The organism is Bradyrhizobium genosp. SA-4 str. CB756, assembly GCF_000473125.1.
Classification (GTDB): domain Bacteria; phylum Pseudomonadota; class Alphaproteobacteria; order Rhizobiales; family Xanthobacteraceae; genus Bradyrhizobium; species Bradyrhizobium arachidis.
Genome location: NZ_KI421499.1, coordinates 1,751,948 through 1,765,593, shown reverse-complemented (window position 1 = coordinate 1,765,593; position 13,646 = coordinate 1,751,948). Strand labels below are relative to the sequence as shown.

Annotated in this window: 14 protein-coding genes; 8 read left to right on the top strand and 6 right to left on the bottom strand. The window is 63.2% G+C overall.

The window, feature by feature from the left end:
* Positions 1–88: 88 nt before the first annotated feature.
* Genes BRAGE_RS48010 through BRAGE_RS54325 form a run of 3 tightly spaced genes read right to left on the bottom strand, consistent with a single transcriptional unit; the run spans position 89 to position 4,520 of the window.
* Entirely contained in the window at positions 89–3,202 is a 3,114-nt protein-coding gene (locus tag BRAGE_RS48010) for an efflux RND transporter permease subunit (protein ID WP_084334446.1), read from the bottom strand.
* Positions 3,199–4,302 carry an efflux RND transporter periplasmic adaptor subunit gene (locus BRAGE_RS0108620; protein ID WP_092213836.1) on the bottom strand — a complete coding sequence of 368 codons (1,104 nt, stop codon included), beginning with the start codon at positions 4,300–4,302 and terminating at the stop codon, positions 3,199–3,201. Before BRAGE_RS0108620 ends, BRAGE_RS48010 begins: the two co-directional genes overlap by 4 nt.
* A 5-nt stretch (positions 4,303–4,307) precedes the next feature.
* Complete coding sequence (locus BRAGE_RS54325; RefSeq protein ID WP_141263064.1) at positions 4,308–4,520, bottom strand: hypothetical protein; 213 nt, start codon at positions 4,518–4,520, stop codon at positions 4,308–4,310.
* Between the two features lie 136 nt (positions 4,521–4,656).
* Between BRAGE_RS54325 and BRAGE_RS0108615 the strand changes: the two genes are divergently transcribed.
* Genes BRAGE_RS0108615 through BRAGE_RS0108590 form a run of 7 tightly spaced genes read left to right on the top strand, consistent with a single transcriptional unit; the run spans position 4,657 to position 8,794 of the window.
* Positions 4,657–5,172: a Na+/H+ antiporter subunit E gene (locus BRAGE_RS0108615; protein WP_027560004.1), complete on the top strand. Its 516-nt coding sequence runs from the start codon at positions 4,657–4,659 to the stop codon at positions 5,170–5,172.
* The gene (locus BRAGE_RS0108610; protein ID WP_027560005.1) at positions 5,165–5,455 is read left to right on the top strand and encodes a monovalent cation/H+ antiporter complex subunit F; all 291 of its coding nucleotides are present in this window, start codon (positions 5,165–5,167) and stop codon (positions 5,453–5,455) included. Before BRAGE_RS0108615 ends, BRAGE_RS0108610 begins: the two co-directional genes overlap by 8 nt.
* On the top strand, positions 5,452–5,745 hold the full coding sequence (locus tag BRAGE_RS0108605) for a cation:proton antiporter (protein WP_027560006.1): 294 nt from the start codon (positions 5,452–5,454) through the stop codon (positions 5,743–5,745). Before BRAGE_RS0108610 ends, BRAGE_RS0108605 begins: the two co-directional genes overlap by 4 nt.
* The gene (locus BRAGE_RS56675) at positions 5,742–5,981 is read left to right on the top strand and encodes a Na(+)/H(+) antiporter subunit B (protein ID WP_245161724.1); all 240 of its coding nucleotides are present in this window, start codon (positions 5,742–5,744) and stop codon (positions 5,979–5,981) included. Before BRAGE_RS0108605 ends, BRAGE_RS56675 begins: the two co-directional genes overlap by 4 nt.
* Positions 5,947–6,687 (top strand): Na(+)/H(+) antiporter subunit B, encoded by a 741-nt coding sequence (locus BRAGE_RS56670; protein ID WP_349626518.1) that lies wholly within the window; start codon positions 5,947–5,949, stop codon positions 6,685–6,687. The genes BRAGE_RS56675 and BRAGE_RS56670 overlap by 35 nt, the downstream gene beginning before the upstream one ends.
* Entirely contained in the window at positions 6,684–7,025 is a 342-nt protein-coding gene (locus tag BRAGE_RS0108595) for an NADH-quinone oxidoreductase subunit K (protein ID WP_027560008.1), read from the top strand. Before BRAGE_RS56670 ends, BRAGE_RS0108595 begins: the two co-directional genes overlap by 4 nt.
* On the top strand, positions 7,025–8,794 hold the full coding sequence (locus tag BRAGE_RS0108590; protein WP_027560009.1) for a complex I subunit 5 family protein: 1,770 nt from the start codon (positions 7,025–7,027) through the stop codon (positions 8,792–8,794). Before BRAGE_RS0108595 ends, BRAGE_RS0108590 begins: the two co-directional genes overlap by 1 nt.
* Before the next feature lie 763 nt (positions 8,795–9,557).
* Here the strand turns inward: BRAGE_RS0108590 and BRAGE_RS0108585 are convergent.
* Positions 9,558–9,977 carry a GFA family protein gene (locus BRAGE_RS0108585; protein ID WP_027560010.1) on the bottom strand — a complete coding sequence of 140 codons (420 nt, stop codon included), beginning with the start codon at positions 9,975–9,977 and terminating at the stop codon, positions 9,558–9,560.
* Positions 9,974–10,660, bottom strand: a complete 687-nt coding sequence (locus tag BRAGE_RS0108580; protein WP_027560011.1) for a class I SAM-dependent methyltransferase — start codon at positions 10,658–10,660, stop codon at positions 9,974–9,976. Before BRAGE_RS0108580 ends, BRAGE_RS0108585 begins: the two co-directional genes overlap by 4 nt.
* A gap of 86 nt (positions 10,661–10,746) precedes the next feature.
* On the opposite strand from BRAGE_RS0108580, the gene BRAGE_RS0108575 reads away from it, so the two are divergent.
* A complete protein-coding gene (locus BRAGE_RS0108575) occupies positions 10,747–11,508 on the top strand; it encodes a dienelactone hydrolase family protein (protein ID WP_027560012.1) in 762 nt (253 codons plus the stop codon).
* Between the two features lie 213 nt (positions 11,509–11,721).
* Here the strand turns inward: BRAGE_RS0108575 and BRAGE_RS0108565 are convergent, their stop codons facing one another.
* Complete coding sequence (locus BRAGE_RS0108565; RefSeq protein WP_027560013.1) at positions 11,722–13,419, bottom strand: methyl-accepting chemotaxis protein; 1,698 nt, start codon at positions 13,417–13,419, stop codon at positions 11,722–11,724.
* Positions 13,420–13,646: the final 227 nt, after the last annotated feature.

Below are 13,646 nucleotides of genomic sequence, written 5' to 3'. Positions count from 1 at the left end.
CTGTCGAGCCGCCAAGAAGGCCGAAAAGCCGTACAAGTTGAGCGATAGCGGCGGCTTTCTTTAAGGGGGATGAGCGGCTTTGAGCTTGCTACATCGTCGTAGGCGAAGATTCCCCTTCCGAGCTTTGCCCTCCGCGTATTAGCGGCTTACGCAGCGCGGGACCTTTGGCCGACTCCGAGGCGCCGAACCAGGTGATATAGAGCGTCGGGAGGAAGACGAGCGTAAGAACCGTGCCAACCAGCAAGCCACCCATGATCGCGAAGGCCATTGGCCCCCAGAAGACTGTTGGTGCGATAGGGATCATTCCAAGGACAGTTGACACAGCGGTCAACATGATCGGGCGAAATCGGGAGCCGCTGCCGTCGACCGCGGCTTCCCAGGGCGTCTTCCCTAGGGCGCGTTCGGCGTCAATCTGACCAATCAGAATGACCACGTTCTTGCTGATCATGCCGAGAAGCGCCAGCACACCAAGAATGGCGACGAAGCCGAGCGGCCTTCCTGAGAGCATCAAGGCGGCAACGACACCGATCAGACCAAGCGGCGCCACGCTGAGGACCATGAAAAGTTTCGGAAAGCTCTGGAGTTGCGCCATAAGGATAGTGAACATGACGAACAGCATCACCGGAACCACGGCCAGCACAGATGCCTGGGACTTCTGGCTCTCTTCCACCGTGCCACCCACGACCACGTCGTACGACGGCGGAAGCGTCTTTCTGAAGCTCTCGATCGCCGGCCACAGCGACGTGACCACGCTTGCCGGCAACGTGTTGCCGACGATAGCCGCCTGGACGGTCAAGGTCGGAACGCGATCGCGTCTCCAGATGAGTGGAAATTCTTGATCATATTCGAAGGATGCAAACTGGCTGAGAGGAACGGTTTGCCCGCTCGGCAAGGCCACCTGCAGATTGCGCAGGCTGTCGAGCGAAACTCTCTGCGCGTCGGTCGCACGCGCGACCACGTTGACCAGGTAGATATCGTCGCGAACCTGGGTTATCGGTATGCCGGTCATCACCGCGTTCAACGCGGTTGCGATCGCCTGCGAGCTGAGGCCGAGAAGGCGGGCTTCACTCTGATCGATGCGGATGCGCACCTGTCGATCGGGCTCCATCCAGTCGAAATTGACCTGCTTGGTCTCCAGACTCGAACCAACGATCCGTCCAACATCGAGCGCAATCTCTCGTACCCGTTCTACGTCAGGCCCGCTGACGCGGAACTGTACTGGCCATCCAACCGGAGGTCCAAGCTCGAGCGGAGAAACGAACGAAATCGCTTTGGGAAATTCCTGAGCCAGGAGCTTTTCAAGCTTGGCATGCAGCCGTTCGCGGGCCGCGACGTCCTTGGCGACCACGACGCTCTGGGTGAAGAAGTCATTCGGTAGTTGCACATTGAGCGGCAAGTAGAAGCGGATGGCGCCGCGTCCAACATAGGTGCTCCATCTTGCGACATCGGAATCCACCCCAAGAGCTGCATCCAGACGCTTCGCCGCCGCCTCGCTCGCATAGATTGACCCGTTCTGCGGCAAACTGATGTCTACCAGCAATTCCGGACGATCCGACGACGGAAAGAACTGCCGCGGGATCAACGGCATCGCAAGGACCGCGGCTACTAGCAGCGCCACCGAGATCGCGATCGTCAGCCATTTCCCGCGCATGGCGAATGTCAGGAAGCTCCGGTACATCCGGAAAATCCTGCCCGGATCCGCGGAGTCGCGTTGCCGCGGCGGGACTAGGATCGCAGCGCCGAGCAGTGGCGTAAAAATGACCGCCACGAACCACGATACCAGCAGCGCGATCGTGACCACGGCGAACAGCGAGAACGTGTATTCGCCGGCCGAGCTCGCCGCAAACCCCACCGGGATAAAACCCGCGATCGTCACCAACGTGCCCGCGAGCATCGCCATCGCATGGGTCCGGTATGCGAAAGTTGCCGCTTCGACCTTGCTGGCGCCCTCCGCCAATTTGCTGAGCGTCGCATCGGTCGTGGTCATCGCGTCGTCGACCAGCAACGCGAGCGCAATGATCAGTGCGCCAAGCGATATGCGCTGCATGTCGATGCCGAGTAGCGCCATGATCGGAAACACGATCGCCAGCGTGAACGGTATCGCAAGTGCGATGATCAGGCCTGGTCGTACGCCGAGGCTGATGAAGCTCACCACCATGATGATGGCGATCGCCTGCATCAGCGAGACCATGAACTCCCGGATCGCGTGCTCGACAACAACGGGCTGGTCCGCGACCAAGCTGGGCTCAATTCCGATCGGAAGTTCCGCCTTGATCCGGGCCATTGCCTTACTGAGGTTGGCGCCGAGCGCAAGGATGTCGCCACCATCCCGCATGGCGATTGCAAGTCCTATTGCCGGCTGGCCGTTGACACGAAACATCGGGTGGGGCGGGTCGGTGTAACCGCGCCGTACGCGGGCTATATCGCTCAAGCGCAACATGCGGCCGCCGGCCGAGAAGTTGATGTTGGCGATGTCCTGCTCCGACTGGAAGCTTCCCGACACCCGAATGGAAATAGTTTCCGAGCTTGTCTGTATCGTTCCGGCCGGGCGCACGATGTTTTGCGACTGGAGCGCTGCAATCAGGGCGGATCGATCAACCCCGAGGGCCGCGAGCTCCTTGGTAGAAAATTCGACGAAGATCACTTCATCCTGCTCGCCCAACAGCTCGATCTTCGACACGTCGGGCACGAGAAGCAGCCTCGAGCGGATCTCCTCGACCCGATCGCGCAACTCACGCTGGCTGAAGCCGTCGCTGGTGAAGCCGTAAATGATCCCGAACGTATCGCCGAATTCGTCATTGAACCCCGGTCCAATCACGCCGTCGGGCAGCGTATGGCGCATGTCGCCGATCGACTTGCGCACGTGGTACCATGTATCGGCAACCTCTCTTGCGTTTGCGCTGCCCTTCAGATTCACGAAGACGGTCGAGACGCCGGCCCTCGTGAAACTTCGCAGGAAGTCGAGATGCGGCGTCTCCTGCAGTCGACGTTCGAGGCGCTCCGTCACCTGCTTCACCGTTTCCTCAACGGATGCGCCGGGCCAGGCGGCCTGAACGACCATGGTCTTGATAATGAAGGCTGGATCTTCGTTGCGCCCCAAGCGGAAATAGGACAGTACGCCGGCAATGACCGCAATGATCATCATGTAGACGACCAGCGAGCGGTGTTTCAGCGCCCAATCGGAAAGATTGATTCCGCTCATAGCCCTGATCCGAGAACGCGGACTGTCTGACCCGGGTGAAGCGCCTGGACGCCGGCGGTGACGATGACTTCACCGGTGTCTAGTCCTTGCGAGATCACCGCTTGAGCTTCGTCGAACCGTAGCACATCCACATTGCGAACTGAGACAGTGTTGTTGGCGGGATCGACGACCCACACGGCGGGGCGCTGGTTCATCCTGGTCAGGGCGGAAGAAGGAATATCGATCATCGGCCCGGCGCTCGTGTTCACCCGTCCGACGACCGTCGCGCCCAGCCGCATCGCCGGCGGGGGATCGGTCAGACCGACTCTGACCTCGAAGGTCCTCGTCACGGCGCTGGCCTGCGCGGCGACCTCGCGAACGCGCCCCCTCGCCTTTATTGTCTGATCATCGGCTAGGCTGACTTCGACCTCCGGATCCGAGGAAGCCGACCTGACCAATTGAGAGGGAACGTCGAAGACGGCATCGCGGCCGTCTTGTCGCGCGATCCTCGCAATCATCTGCCCGACCTGGACCACTTCGCCGGCTCCCGGGCCGGTGGCGGTTATCACGCCGGGCGCATCGGCCGTCAGTTCGGTGAAACCGACGAGGTCATGTGCGGCACTCAGTTGCGCCTCAGCCGCGTCGACCTGCGACTGCGCGGTTTGCCGGGCCTGGGTGGCAGCATCGAAATTGGCGCGCGTTGTCCATCCCTGCGCCAAGAGCGTCTCCTGACGGTCGAAGTGATTGCGCGCCTGCGTCAACTGTCCCTGCGCCGCAGCGAGGGATGCCTGCGCCTGACGCAGTCCATTCAGTTCGTTCTGTGACTCCAATCGCGCCAGCACTTGGCCGGCTTTGACCCTGTCGCCAATCTTGGCGTCGTTGCTCAGCAGTCGCCCGGATATCCGGAACGCAATATTCACTTCATCTTCGGCCTCGATCCGCCCTGTAAATGTCAGGGGTGTTGTGACCTTGCGCTTTTCCACAGTCGACGTGCGCACGATTCGCGGAACCGGCGTGTCATTCGTTGCCTGTTCTCTGCCGCAAGCCCCCAGGCTCAGCGAGAATGCCGCCACGAACGTCGACGTGACCATGTATCGGAACGTGCAACGGCTGCCGCTCATAGACATCACCTCTTGCGTTCCAAGGCTGTCTTGCGTTCCAAGGCTGTCTTGCGTTCCAAGGCTGTCGCCCTGGGTATTTTGCCGAACGGCTCCAGCGTTAAAATCGGTAAATCTACTCGGTGCGGCTGGATATAATCGTGGTTTGCCGAGGTGAGTTCGTAGGGAATATCCTGAGAGGTGATCAGGCCTTCACCCGATATCGCCAGTTCTGCTGCCAACACATGATGAGAGCGTGAGATGGAGCATGGCGCGCGGCGGAGCCGTCGCGCGCTACTCGCGCTTCACTCGGATCGGCGCCGTTGATCGCCGCAGCGCAGACGCTGACGCAAGTCGGAAACGAGCCAGGAAGCGGCCATGAAAGGTCCCTCGGCTGATCCAGATGCATGCGCCGCAGCGGGTCAATTGTGGCCGGTCGCGACGTACCGAGCAGCATTGTTTTTTTGCCTGTGGCTGGTGCTTGCCGGTGTCGATGTTGCCGATCTTCCCGCCGCCGCGGCCGCGATTGCCGCGGCAACTTGGACGAGCCTGCACCTGCTCGAGCCGAGCCGCGCGCGGCGATCGGTTCGCGCCATCGCCCGCCTGATCCTTCTTTTCCTGTATCACTCGGTGGTCGCCGGAGCAGACGTTGCAGGGCGCGCACTTAATCCCCGATTGCCGCTGCACCCGGGATTTGTGACCTATCCGAGTCGGCTTTCGCCCGGGCTGCGGCAGAACGTGTTCACGACGCTCACCAGCCTGCTGCCCGGGACGGTGCCAGCGGGCGAGGAGGACGGAGAGATTGTCTATCATTGCCTCGACATCCGGCAGCCGGTCGTGACCGATCTTGCCGCCGAGGAATTGGCGCTGGTTCAAGCCCTATACAATGACTGAGTTCCTGACCGCCGCAGTCGGCTTGATCCTGGCCCTGCTGGCACTCGGGCTGGTGTCGATATTGCGTGGTCCGGGCGATGCGGACCGTATGATGGCAGCGCAATTGATCGGCACCGCAGGCATTGCCGTGTTGCTCCTTCTCGGCACCGTGACGGGCGTCCCGGCGGCCATCGACGTGGCATTGATCCTGGCGTTGCTCGCCACCTTCGCGTCCATCGCGTTCGTCAAGAAGGGGCTTTCCCGCCTCGAAACCGACGGGCTTGATTCAACGGGGGACAGATGAACCTCGCACGCGACGTCGTGACGATTGCCTGCGTGTCGGCGGGAGCGTTCTTCTTCCTCGCCGGCACCGTCGGCCTTCTTCGCTTTCCCGACACCCTGACCCGCCTACACGCGCTGACCAAGGCAGACAATCTCGGCCTGGGCTTCGTCGTGCTTGGCTTGCTCCCACAGGCAGGAAGCCTGCGCGACGGGTTGAAGCTGATCTGCATCTGGATGTTCGCACTGCTTGCCGGCGCCACCGTTTCCCAGTTGATCGCGCGCACGGCGCGCCAGAGCGGAGCGGCCAAATGAGTACCGCAACAGTCTTCGAGATCGCACTCGCCGCCGTGGTGCTGGGCCTCGCCATCTGGACCATCGCCGTCCCCGATACCTATTCGGCGACCGTCGGGTTCGTCGCCTACGGCCTCCTGGTTGCGCTGATATGGGTGCGTCTCGACGCGGTCGATGTCGCACTAACGGAGGCCCGCCATTGGCGGAGGTCTCGGCGGCGTGATGCTGTTAGGGGCGGCCGCCAGACTGCGCGGTAGCGAGGTGGCAACGGCCGGACGTTGCAGCCTAACTGTGCGTCTCAGCGCCGCCATATTGTCTGCATCGACAGCGGCGATGCTGGCTTTCGCAATATTGCTCCTGCCGAATCCGCCACCAACGTTGGCACCGGCGGCCGTCTCGAATGCGGGAGCAACCGGAATGGCCAATCCCGTCACCAATGTGCTCATGGCCTTCCGCGGGATGGACACCATGCTCGAGAAGGTCGTGCTCCTGCTTGCCATCGTCGGTGTGTGGTCGCTCGCGGCGGACCGCAATTGGGGCGGTCGTCAGGGACCGCGCCACGAGGCCGACCCCAAGGGCGTTCTCGCCTTTCTCGCGCGCCTCCTTCCTCCCGCGGGCATCGTCGTCGGCATTTACATGCTGTGGACGGGGGCCGATCACCCCGGCGGAGCATTTCAGGGCGGCGCGGTTCTCGCGTCGATGTGGCTCTTGGTCATCATGGCTGGTTTGGCGGATACGCCACCCGTGAGCAGTCCACGGCTGCGGCTGGTCCTAGTGGCCGGGCCCGGCCTGTTTCTGGCCGTCGGCTTCGGTGGACTTTGCTTCGGAGCGGCGTTCCTCGCCTACCCGGTTGCAATCGCTAAACCTCTGATCCTTGGCATCGAGGTCGCGATGACCCTGACGATTGCAGCGACACTCGCCCTCCTGCTCGCCGGCGCGCCGGAAAGGAGTGTCGAGCCATGAGCGGCGTCACGGTGTTTGGATCATTCGCAGCTGCGGCGATTGGACTTGGGCTCTACGGCCTGATTACCAATCCGCGACCGCTTCGCAAGATCATCGCATTCAATCTGGTCGGCAGCGGCGTCTTTCTGCTGTTTGGCATCGTCGGACGAAGGGGCACCGCGGCGGGCGTTGGCAATGATCCGGTCCCACAAGCCCTGGTGATCACGGGAATCGTGGTGGCGTTTTCCGCAACGGCCCTGGCGATTGCCTTGCTGCTCCGATTGTTCCAGACCGGCGGCCCCTTGACGCTCGGCAGTCGCGCGCCGCCGGGCCCGCGGTCAGATCCATCCGGTGACTAATGTTGCCTCCTGCCTCAGCGCTGGCGACGACGACGTCCGGCTTCCTGCTAGTCCTGTCGATCGCCATACCGGTCGCTGGCATCCTGCTGGCGTTCACTCTCGGCGACCGTTACGTCCGGCAGGTAGCCCTCGCGGTTGTACCGTTGGGGTTGGCGATTGCGGGGGCCATTCTCCTGGCCGTGCCGCAGGGCGGCGGCCTCATAGTCTATCTACTTGGTGCATGGTCGCCCCCGCTGGGAGTGGCCTTGCGCGCGGACGGACTGTCGGCGGTGATGCTCGCGACCACCGCGATTGTGATCTGCGTGGTCGCCGTCTTTGCCACGACTGACTTTCGTCCAGCATCGGACGCACGCACATCCTTCGCATTCTGGATCCTGTTGCTTGCCGTTTGGGCAGCGCTGAACATGATCTTCGTTGGCGGCGATCTCTTCACCCTGTATGTCGCGCTGGAGTTGCTGACATTCGCCGCAGTCCCGCTGGTCTCCCTCGATGGCCGCGCGGAGACGCTTCAGGCCGCGTTACGCTATCTTGTCTTTGCGTTGCTCGGCTCGGTTCTCTACCTGCTGGGCGCGGCCCTGCTCTACGGCTTTTATGGGACGCTCGACATGGTGCTCATGTCGCGTGTCGTCTCAGCGCAGCCGGGCGTGCTCATTGCCGTCGCATTGATGACGATCGGCCTCCTCGCAAAGACCGCGCTCTTCCCGTTGCACCTTTGGCTGCCGTCCGCTCACGCCGGCGCGCCGGCCGCGGCGAGCGCAATTTTATCCGGCTTGGTCGTGAAGGGATCGTTTTTCATACTTTTGCGGCTTTGGTTCGACGTGATACCCGGCTTGCCCAGCCTTGCCGCCACGCAATTCCTGGCGGCACTGGGGACCGGCGCGATCGTGATCGGAAGCGTGGTCGCCTTGCGGCAGGAGCGCCTCAAGCTGCTCGTAGCATATTCGACGTTGGCTCAGATCGGGTATCTCTTCTTGATGTTTCCGCTCGCCGTCAATGCCGTGGGTCAACTCGAGACCGGGCAGGCCCTTGCGGCGGGATTGCTGCAGACGATCTCTCACGCCACTGCCAAGGCGGCGATGTTCCTGGCCGTCGGATCGATCTACACTGAGCTGGGGCACGACCGCATCACCGGGCTGGGCGGTGCCGCACGTGTCCTACCTCTCAGCGTACTGACCTTCGCAGTGGGTGGCCTCGCGCTGATGGGCGTTCAACCCAGCGGCGCAGCCTTTGCGAAAGAGCTTCTGCTGCAGGAGGCAATGAGGACAGGACAGTGGTGGTGGGCCGCGGTGCTGCATGCCGGTGGAATGTTCACGACCGCCTATGTCCTGTTGGTTCTGGCCTTTGCGCTCGCGCCTTCCGATCAACCGATCGCGCCCATCCAGACGGCGCTGCCAAGCCGCGACCTAGCCGCGCTCGCCCTGGCGACCTGTTCGCTGCTGCTTGGCTTAGTACCCTGGGAACCATACCTGCCGATCTCACATGATGTGATGCCGAAATTGTTCAGTCGCGATGGGCTCGCAAAATTGCTCCTGTCCGTGCTGGGAGGTGCGACGCTCGCGATCCTGCTAAATCCCTGGCGGCATCCGCTGGCTGCCTCGTCCGGTTGGAAAGCGATGGGCAAGGTGCTCGAGCCGCTACGGCGCATCTGTTTTCGATTCGGCGACCTGGTCGACAAAGCCGATCGTATTCTTCGCCAATGGGCCGCCGCAGGCATCTCCCTGCTAATGCTCGGCCTGGCCCTCGCCGTATTGATGTTCGCCGCAAACTGAAGACACACCGTTCGGATTGATCCAGCCCGGCAGCAGCTGGTTCTGCCGCACACCACCATCATTCGCACCGGGTTCGCTTTGCAAGCGAGACATCAGCCCAGCCAAGCGGATCAGCCTCAGCACTCCGACTTCGCAGGAAGTGACAGTGTTTGTATTTCTTGCCGTTGCCGCAGCAACACGGCTCGTTGAGTTTCGGTTTGCCGGAACTTCGCATCTCGCTACCCCGGAAATTTGACCAATCACCATATAGGTGGCGTCAGTGGACAGGGGCCGCGGGTTGCCGGCGTTTTCCTCAGCGAAACTTCGCCTGCCTTCGCGATCTGTTGGTATCCGCGTTGGCATGCGGCTGAGTTGCCATGCAAAAGATACAATAATCTCAACTAATTAACACCAATAGTTCATCCCCTCAGCCGCACCATTGGTTTAGCCGCCACCGCGTCCTGGCCTGAAGCGAGAACCAAATCTTCAGGTCGGCGTTATCCTTGGGCTCTAGAGCCGTCTCGCGGAGGTCTAGCGATGGACCCGAATGATCGGACAGCCTTGGCCCTATCCGCTGTCGCCTTGGCCATCGCCCTTGTGGTTGCAACGACAGTCACGTTGGAGCGCGTCAATACCCGCAGCGCCGGCAACGACTCGCCTCCCGGAACGGTAGGCCTCGCTCGGCCTCACCCGCCGCTGGACCGTGCGCCCGGCGAACCGATACAGACGACAGGAGCGCCGTCTAACGGAAGTGTTCGGCAGCGTCCCTGAGCGAACGTCGGCCTCAGCCTGAAGCCTTGCGCGCGCTGCTCTGTTCGAAGTGCTCGACACCCGCGCCGGCGATCTCGACCCAGGCATGTTTCGACTGCTCGAACACGGATCTGACCGGCGCCGGAAAATCCGGGTCCGCGATGGCGCCGACGGCAACGCCGATCATCGCCGGCAGATTGTCGGCCTTCCAACAGACCGTCGAGCCGCAATCGGAGCAAAAATAGAAGCGGACCTCGCCCCCGCTTGCGGCGGCGCGAACGTATTCCTTCGGTGCGCCGGAGATCGTGACGGCTTCGATCGGATAGAACGCAGCGACACCGAACGGTGCCCCGGTTCGCCGCTGGCAGTCGATGCAATGACAGGCCGCGACCAGCTTGGTCGGTCCCGGAAGCGAAAGTGAAACAGCGCCGCAACTGCATCTGGCATCGATCATCGGACATCCTCCAGCCGCCACAGCCCAAGGCTCTTGTCGCGCCAGCCGCCTCCGCCCTCCTCGCAGCGCTCGTTGATCAACTCGCGCGGCGCGGGCCAGTTGAACGGCGCCTTCACCATGTTCAGCGCGCGCCAGTCGCCGTCCTCGCAATCCCTATTGTCGTCCCATTCGGGAAACGTCGTGAGAAGCAGGAAGCGCGCGCCGCTCGCGCGGAAGTTCGCGACAGCGCGAGCGATGTTGGCGAAACTCAAATGCACCAGGCAGTCGCGGCACAGGATCAGATCGGCAGACGGCACCACATCGCGGGTGATGTCGGCGACTTGGAAGCGACCGGGAAGCTCACCACGGGCCGCACGCTCGCTGTTGGCCGCGATCAACGACGGCACGATATCGATGCCGGTGTAACCCACGTTTAGCTTCATGCTGCCAATCCAGCCCGCATCGCCGCAGGGCGCATCGAGCAGCGCGCGCGCGCCGAGTCGTTGCAACAACGGCGGAAGCGCGTCCCGGATCGCGGCGGTGGCGCGGTCCTCCGAGCCGAGGCCCGACACTGACGTGGCCGCGCCCCACAGGTTGGTCCGCTCGATCCGCTCGAACCGCGCGGCGAGATCGAGGCCCGCGAAACTGTCGCGGTCGGCGACGAACCGCTCATGGGCCAGCACGGGTGGACGTTCGGGAATCATCGGACCTGCACGAGTCAAACTTCCGTCGCAAGCCCACTATACAGCCGGTGTGCCGCGCCTGAAATCTCCTTGAAGCGAGCCTGCCGATGATCACCCGACGGATGGCCATGGCCAGTCTCGCCGCGCTGCTGTTGCCTGCCACGGCGCGTAGCGCGCCAAACGAGCAGTTCAGCGTCGCGGCCGGCAACGAGAGCCTGCCCGTCTTGCGCTATGCGGCGAAAGTCACCGGAAAGCGCCCCGCGGTCATCTTGCTGCACGGCTCGCGGGGCATCGAGCTGAGACGACGCGCCTATGAGCGCTATGCGGATGCGCTGTCGGCCGGAGGCATCGACGCCTATCTCCTGCGCTACATGACAACCAGCGACACGGCCGCGCTCGATCCCAAGACGAGCACGCAAGCGAACCGCAAGGCCTATGACACGGGGCGCTTCGACGGCTGGTCGGACACGGTCTCCGCCGCCATCACGACCATTCTCGGCCGCCCCGACAGCTCCGGACATATCGGCCTGCTGGGCTTTTCACTCGGTGGCTTCATCGCCGCCAATACTGCTGCCCGTGACGAGCGCGTTGCCGCGCTCGCCGTACTCTATGCCGGCTTGCCCGACGCGATGGCCAGCAAGGTCAGGCATTTGCCGCCGATGATCGAGCTACACGGTGAAGCCGACCGGAACGTACCGATCGCAAACGGCAAGAAGCTGATCGAGCTGGCGAGGTCCGTCGGCGCGGAAGCCGAATTCGTGCCCTACCCTGACAAGGCCCACGGCTTTGATTTTTCTGATACCGACCCGGCGACTTTTGACGCGATCGGTCGCGTCACTCGTTTCTTCCACAGCAGGCTCGCCGCCTGATCGCGTCGTGGCCGGCTGCCGTCCACGGATCTCGGTTCAACATGCGCTAGCATCCGGCGCCATGCGCCCCAGCACCACAAAACAGAACGCCAGGATTATCGCCGGCGCCGTGACGGCCGTCATCATGACGGCCGTCCTGTTTGTCATCGCGCTTGCATTTCTGCTGGCACGATAGAGGTGGTCAGCGCGGCGGACGGGTGCCGCCGCGCGCCCTTACGCCGCGCGCACGGTGCGCAGGAATTTTCCGACTTCGTCCTTGAGGCGGTTGCTGTCGGTCGCCAGCATCTTTGCGGTCGAGAGCACCTGCGAGGAGGCCGAGCCGGTCTCGGCCGCGCCGCGCTGCACGTCGGTGATGTTCGAGGAGACCTGCTGGGTGCCGTGGGCGGCCTGCTGGACGTTGCGGGAGATCTCCTGGGTCGCGGCGCCTTGCTCCTCGACGGCGGCTGCGATGGTCGAGGACACTTCCGACAGCCGCTCGATCGTCGCGGAGATGTCGCGGATCGCGTTCACCGATTCCTGCGTCGCGGTCTGGATGCTGGAAATCTGCTGGCTGATCTCGCCGGTGGCCTTCGCGGTCTGCTCGGCCAGCGTCTTGACCTCGGAAGCGACGACCGCAAAGCCGCGGCCAGCCTCGCCGGCGCGCGCCGCCTCGATCGTGGCGTTCAGCGCCAAGAGGTTGGTCTGGCCGGCAATGGTGTTGATCAGCTCGACGACGTCGCCGATGCGCGTGGCCGCAACTGACAGCTCGCTGACGCGCTCGGTCGTGGTGCGGGCCTGGGTGACGGCTTCGCCCGCCATCCGCGCCGATTCCTGCACCTGGCGGCTGATCTCGTTGACCGAGGAGGACAGCTCTTCCGTCGCGGTCGCAACCGATTGCACATTGCCGGTGGCCTCGCCCGACGCGGCGACGACGACCGAGGTCAGCTCCTGCGCGCGATGCGCGGTGGTGGCCAGCGTCGAGGACGACGCCTCGAGCTCGGTGGACGCCGATCCGACCGTCTCGATGATCTCGCCGACCGCCCGCTCGAAGCCATCGGCAAGGTTGATCATGTCGCGGCGGCGCTGCTCAGCCGCCTGCTTCTCGGCTTCGGCCTGCGCCGCCTTGAGCCGCTCGACCTCGAGCCCGTTGGTCTTGAACACTTCGACGGTCTTGGCCATCTCGCCGATCTCGTCGTGGCGGTCCTTCTCGGGCACCTCGGTCTTGAGATCGTTGCGGGCGAGGCCTTCCATGGCGAGCTTGAGGCGGGCGATCGGCCGCGACATCGCGTTGAAGCCGATGAACAGCGCGATCGCGATACCGAGGACCAGGCCGCCGGCGCTGACGCCCATCGCGGTCCACGTCGCGGACCTGGCGTCGCGGGTGATGGCTTCCTTGCGCTTGCTCGTCGCCTGCGCGGTCTCGGTCACGAACGTGACGATGCGTGCGAGAGCCGCGTCCAGCACCGGGTCGCACTCCTTGTGCGCGCGGTCGGCAGCCTTGGCATTGTCCTCCATGCTGCTTGCCTGCGCGCCGGCCTGGAGCACCGGATCGCAGCTGGTGAACGCGGCCTTCAGCTGATCGCCGATGCTCTTGACCTGGCTGGCGCGAGCGGGGTCGTCTTGCACGGCGGCATCGAGGTACTGGCCGATTTCATTGCGGTTCTGGTTTGCGGTCTTGAGGCGAGCGGCGTTGCCCGCTTCGGTCGCCTCGGTGAAGATGGCATAGAGCGCTGCATGGTAGGTCTCGGCGCGGCGCTGGGCCCGGGTCAGATTGAGCGCCGAGGATTGTGCGGCGGAGAGCTCGGCGAACCCATCCACGGTCGCCGAGAGTTCGCGTGCGCCAAAGCCAGCGACCACCACCATCGCGCAACCCATCACGGCCACGATCAGCGCGACCTTCCACACGATCTTCAGATTGTTCAAAAAGCTCATCTCAGCCGTCCAATGATGTTCCGCCCAGGCGTAAGCCCAGCAACGTGCATTGGAACCCGGTATCGTTAAGAATTGATGCCAAATGGCCCGAGTAGTCATACGGAAAAATAACCTTCTGCTGCGCACCCGTAAGCTCGGCGTAAGCTTCAGCGCATTTTGCCGGCATCTCGAACAATCCAGCCCGCGGAACGAATTGCGCGCGTCGATCGTTTTCGGCCCATGCGGAT

Excerpts from the sequence above, each read along its gene's own strand:
- BRAGE_RS0108585 (WP_027560010.1), bottom strand. The coding sequence starts at position 9,977 with ATGATCGATGCCAGATGCAGTTGCGGCGCTGTTTCACTTTCGCTTCCG.
- BRAGE_RS0108620 (WP_092213836.1), bottom strand. The coding sequence starts at position 4,302 with ATGAGCGGCAGCCGTTGCACGTTCCGATACATGGTCACGTCGACGTTC.
- BRAGE_RS0108595 (WP_027560008.1), top strand. The coding sequence starts at position 6,684 with ATGAGCGGCGTCACGGTGTTTGGATCATTCGCAGCTGCGGCGATTGGA.
- BRAGE_RS0108615 (WP_027560004.1), top strand. The coding sequence starts at position 4,657 with ATGAAAGGTCCCTCGGCTGATCCAGATGCATGCGCCGCAGCGGGTCAA.
- BRAGE_RS0108575 (WP_027560012.1), top strand. The coding sequence starts at position 10,747 with ATGATCACCCGACGGATGGCCATGGCCAGTCTCGCCGCGCTGCTGTTG.
- BRAGE_RS0108590 (WP_027560009.1), top strand. The coding sequence starts at position 7,025 with ATGTTGCCTCCTGCCTCAGCGCTGGCGACGACGACGTCCGGCTTCCTG.
- BRAGE_RS56670 (WP_349626518.1), top strand. The coding sequence starts at position 5,947 with ATGCTGTTAGGGGCGGCCGCCAGACTGCGCGGTAGCGAGGTGGCAACG.
- BRAGE_RS0108565 (WP_027560013.1), bottom strand. The coding sequence starts at position 13,419 with ATGAGCTTTTTGAACAATCTGAAGATCGTGTGGAAGGTCGCGCTGATC.
- BRAGE_RS0108605 (WP_027560006.1), top strand. The coding sequence starts at position 5,452 with ATGAACCTCGCACGCGACGTCGTGACGATTGCCTGCGTGTCGGCGGGA.
- BRAGE_RS48010 (WP_084334446.1), bottom strand. The coding sequence starts at position 3,202 with ATGAGCGGAATCAATCTTTCCGATTGGGCGCTGAAACACCGCTCGCTG.
- BRAGE_RS0108580 (WP_027560011.1), bottom strand. The coding sequence starts at position 10,660 with ATGATTCCCGAACGTCCACCCGTGCTGGCCCATGAGCGGTTCGTCGCC.
- BRAGE_RS56675 (WP_245161724.1), top strand. The coding sequence starts at position 5,742 with ATGAGTACCGCAACAGTCTTCGAGATCGCACTCGCCGCCGTGGTGCTG.
- BRAGE_RS0108610 (WP_027560005.1), top strand. The coding sequence starts at position 5,165 with ATGACTGAGTTCCTGACCGCCGCAGTCGGCTTGATCCTGGCCCTGCTG.